Genomic DNA, 4254 nt, shown 5'->3' on the forward strand with positions numbered 1-4254 from the left:
AGGAGGAGAAGCCGAACCCCGGCAGCCTTCCGGCTATTATGGCCAAAATAACACTGAAAGGCAAATGTCACGTAACGCCGCAATCGCTGCGATTGCGGCCCCCAGGCAGCTACGCTGCCTGGGATAAAAAAGGTGTTGAAAAAGGCTGTCGCCTTTTTCAAGCCTGATTTAAAAACCTTTATACGAGGAGGAGGTTTACATTAACTCTCTAATATTTGGGATATCAGTTCGGCACGCTCTTGTTGTGTGATATATAGTTTTATTCTTACATCAAAAATTTTAGCTTCACGCTCTTTTTTCCTGGAAACGGCTTGTTTTGCTACGGAAATGAGATGATTTAAGTCACAAGGCTTTGTCAAATAATCGAAGGCACCAAATTTAATCGCTTCAACGGCAGAAAGAATTGTAGAGTGGCCTGTTAGCATAATGACTTCCACAAGAGGGTGTTTTTTTTTGAGTTTTTTAACAGTTTCAATACCATCAAGACCAGGCATTTTCATATCTATAACAACAACATCAATGGTTTTGTCGTTTTCGAGTTGGCTCAATGCCTCTACCCCGGAAAAAGCGCAATCCACGGTAAAACCTCTCTGGCGAAGTCGTTGCGCGAGAGTTTCAATAAATGGCTTTTCGTCATCGACAAGGAGAAAATTGAATGTGTCCATGTGCCCCTCCTTTCCCAATACTATTTTTAATGAGGCGTTGATCAAAAAATCATATCAAAATATTTGGTGGATGAAAAGTGACATTAAATTATTGAAAAAATCATAATCATAAAGATCAAGCGATATCCTTTCTGATATGGTGCTGACTATAATTCAGGGCCATAATAAATCCATTTTATACTGAGAACTAAATAGAAGAGCGTTTTATCTCAACTTTTGATTTTAACATAGCGATCCGGTATCGCTTGAGTTGCGATCTGATCTTGAACCTCAATTTAAATTTTGGTCATGAAGAGTTTAAAAACTGATTGGGCAGTTTTTTGTTTCTGTGTGATAAAAATCCAAAATACCGGATCTTCATAAAATTATGCGGGAGTACATGAAGCAAGAACCTGCGGATAAATTCATGGGCAGATATCAATGATACCAGTTTTATTCCCCTGCTCCCATTTTTGAACGGTTGAGGGGCTGATGTTGAAGGTCTCATGCTATCACCTCTCTTTCATGTTCAATATTAAATATAGCATCGGGAGGAACAGAAATCCTTTCCCCGGCAATTTGTATTCTGAACCTTTTTTTCAATAATCTTCTATTTCAATTTCATCATATCTAAAATCCAGTATCATGTCTGATGGAATAATCTTGAACCATTCTTTAAATATCTTAATACTTCTTTTCTTTGGCCATAAATCCGGGACCCTTCAGGTTATGACGAATTTGGAGTTGAATTTGTTATTGGTTTATTGCACTTGGGGAAGGAGAATTCAAGGAAAATTCGTGAAGACTATTAAAAATAGGGGTTTTTACCTAGTGGAATGTATTTTTTGGGATGATGAAAATAATATCAACCCTGAGCATTGATAAAACAACTGTTCAATTTCAATTTTTGGGTACAAAATTTTAACAGGTCAATTTTTCTTTTCAAATCTGAAATTTTGACTTCTGGTATTTTATTTTTGGTAATTCTCTGACACATAACCCTATTTTTCTGAATTATAATTTCTTTTTGACAAATATCCTCTTGTCCTTTAAACCAATATTAAAAATGGCAGTTTAAAAAGTTTAAATTTGAGGATAGTATGAGAAATTTTTTTTGCTTCATAGGATTGGTAGGAATTATCCTGCTTATTGCCGGGTATTATTTTATCGATAATGGCAGCTATTGTTATTTTCTTGGAATAGCCTTGATGTTAGCTGGATTTATTGGAATAAATAAAACATAATAATTATCTTCTGGGATCTGAAAAGATCAAGTGTATCAAGCTTGATTTAATTGATTGTGCGCTTTCCCAATTGAAATTCATTTCTGTAATATAATTTGTTTTGCACTCCAATATATAGTACACTGAATTTTATCGAAATTGTATTGGAAATCAAATGTGTTCTTGTTGTATTTATATAATCCAAATGCTTTAGAGCGTGGCAAACCTGTTGGCTCGGTTCTTATTTGCAAAACGTATAAGTTTATACGAATTTTTTTTTATGATTTAATTTTTATTTTTAAAAAAAGATCGATGGGGAAGTGCTGTTGGAGAAGCCGCCACAGTTCGGTGTAATCCATTTTCAAACAAGGAGAAATAGACATGGGTGAGAAGGGGAAAAAAGACAAAGGCAAAAAGGAACAGCAGAAAAAGGCCCAGCTTAATCTAAAGGAAAAACGAAGATTAAAAAAAGAAAAGAAGAAATAAATATTTTCAGCAGTGATTTTTATGCCCTGAAGACAATCAATGAAAAAGGATATGGTGTGATTTCGGACCGCAGTTCAGGAGCAGGTCAAAGGCAGAAAGATTGGGAATAAACTCTCCCCACAACTGGGGATAGACAGGTGAAGGGATCTTGACGAATTCAAGGGAGATATTTTCTTTATTAAACAGATCTGCATTAATAAATTTTCTGGCGGAATTTTGTGCCAGAAAACAGTCAGCTCCTGTTGTTTTGCAGATATCTATGAGAAGCTGACTGCCCCCTGATTTGAGCCCCAGGCTGGAGAGAAGTACGAGTTTTGTATTAATTCTGAGGTGGCGGGTTATATGACGGATGATCCTGATATTCAGGTCAGCAGCTTTTTGAGTTTTTTTTGAAAAAATTTCTTTAAAAATTTTGATGTGATCCTCCAGAAATGGCGCATGCCCATAGGCAATTTTCAGACTTTCCAGATGCTTTGCCGCCCACCTGCCTTCATGGCAGATCCTGATCTGGTTGATTTTCTGAAATCCCAATCCCTTTTTCCATACCGGCACGGTCAACCACATGGCCCCCTGATCATTTTTAAACCGGTTCCTTGTTATCCAGGTTGTGCCCCGCGGAAACTGTACCGTATCAAGAATAATAAAAAGATCGGACAGGTGTGCCTTGTAAAAAAAGCCTGGATACGGCGCAAAAAACGGCTGGCAAGTTGATACAATCATTTGACTTCTCCCCTGCAATGAATCCGTGAACTTTTTACTGCCTGAATCATTCATAACGATTTTATGGAATATCAGGGATGTCTGCAAGCAAAATCATGTCTTCCTGGTAATTTACATAGTCTTCGAGATTAAATCTTCAATCCAATCTTATAGCCATGGTGGACAGCATCAAAATATGACAGCATCAAAATATTGACAATGTGCCCCATTTGTGTCACGCTCAATTTATAAAATGGAGGTGAATTATGAGTAAAACAGCAACCATACGGGCCAGAGTTGATCCCGATCTTAAAAATAAAGCAGAGCATGTCTTCAGCAAATTAGGATTAACAACAACACAAGCAATCACACTATTTTATAAACAGGTGGAATTACGAAATGGTTTACCCTTTGAAGTTATCATTCCGAATGTAACCACACATCGAACATTTGATAATACCGATGCCGGCCGTAACTTGGTTGTTTGCAAAAACGCCGATGATATGTTTGGCAAACTTGGTATCTAATGCTTACTCCCGTATTTACTCGCCAATTTGATAAAGATGTAAAACGAGTGCAAAGGCGTGCCAAGAACCTCGAAAAACTAAAAATAATCATTCGTTCCTTGATTGCAGAAGAATCTCTGGACCCTATTCACCGTGATCATAAACTCATCGGCAATTGGAAAGGGCGCAGGGATTGCCACATTGAATCAAATTGGCTTCTAATTTACAAAATCGAAGAGAACCGTATCATATTCGAACGTACAGGAACCCATTCTGATCTTTTTCGGAAATAATAGCAAGGGAGAGCCCAATAATCGCTGTGCTGATTCATTTCCACATTCTGGACAGACTTTACTATTTTGTTTTTTATATTTCCAATCCAACCTTATAGCCCTGGTGGACAGCTTCAAAAGCCGTGGCAACCTGTTTTGCATCCCCGATAACCCTGTATTCCAAACCTATTTTTTCAAGCACGGACTCAAGGGGATTGTTTGGAACAGAACCTGCTGCAATCACAACTGTATCCGCCTCTATCTCATGAATGTCCCCATCCTGTTCAATATTTAGACCTTTGGGGGTGATTTTTATTGCTTTGCTGTCTGTCATGGTTTTTACATTATACCGGCCAAGATCCTGCATCATGCCCCACTTGGTTGATTTTCCGATATCCTTACCCATTTTCTCCAGCATTTCTAT

General features: G+C 37.7%; 4 protein-coding genes and 2 pseudogenes. 2 read left to right on the forward strand and 4 right to left on the reverse strand.

Annotation, left to right across the window (positions count from 1 at the left end):
• Positions 1–200: 200 nt before the first annotated feature.
• The 3 genes and pseudogenes from K8S13_RS16525 to K8S13_RS16535 all read right to left on the reverse strand — a co-directional run bounded on the left by K8S13_RS16525 (position 201) and on the right by K8S13_RS16535 (position 3073).
• The gene (locus tag K8S13_RS16525) at positions 201–665 is read right to left on the reverse strand and encodes a response regulator (protein ID WP_291464189.1); all 465 of its coding nucleotides are present in this window, start codon (positions 663–665) and stop codon (positions 201–203) included.
• Between the two features lie 325 nt (positions 666–990).
• Positions 991–1083 (reverse strand): annotated as a pseudogene (locus tag K8S13_RS16530) (transposase); the annotation flags it as partial.
• A gap of 1306 nt (positions 1084–2389) precedes the next feature.
• Positions 2390–3073, reverse strand: coding sequence for a WbqC family protein (locus tag K8S13_RS16535; RefSeq protein WP_291464191.1), 684 nt, complete (start codon positions 3071–3073; stop codon positions 2390–2392).
• Between the two features lie 245 nt (positions 3074–3318).
• On the opposite strand from K8S13_RS16535, the gene K8S13_RS16540 reads away from it, so the two are divergent.
• Both K8S13_RS16540 and K8S13_RS25745 read left to right on the forward strand, forming a co-directional pair.
• A complete protein-coding gene (locus tag K8S13_RS16540) occupies positions 3319–3579 on the forward strand; it encodes a type II toxin-antitoxin system RelB/DinJ family antitoxin (RefSeq protein WP_291464193.1) in 261 nt (86 codons plus the stop codon).
• Positions 3579–3851 carry a type II toxin-antitoxin system YafQ family toxin gene (locus tag K8S13_RS25745; RefSeq protein WP_367172684.1) on the forward strand — a complete coding sequence of 91 codons (273 nt, stop codon included), beginning with the start codon at positions 3579–3581 and terminating at the stop codon, positions 3849–3851. The genes K8S13_RS16540 and K8S13_RS25745 overlap by 1 nt, the downstream gene beginning before the upstream one ends.
• Before the next feature lie 73 nt (positions 3852–3924).
• On the opposite strand, the pseudogene K8S13_RS16545 reads toward K8S13_RS25745, so the two are convergent.
• Positions 3925–4254, reverse strand: a pseudogene (locus K8S13_RS16545) (NADH:flavin oxidoreductase); the annotation flags it as partial.

The organism is Desulfobacula sp., assembly GCF_021107415.1.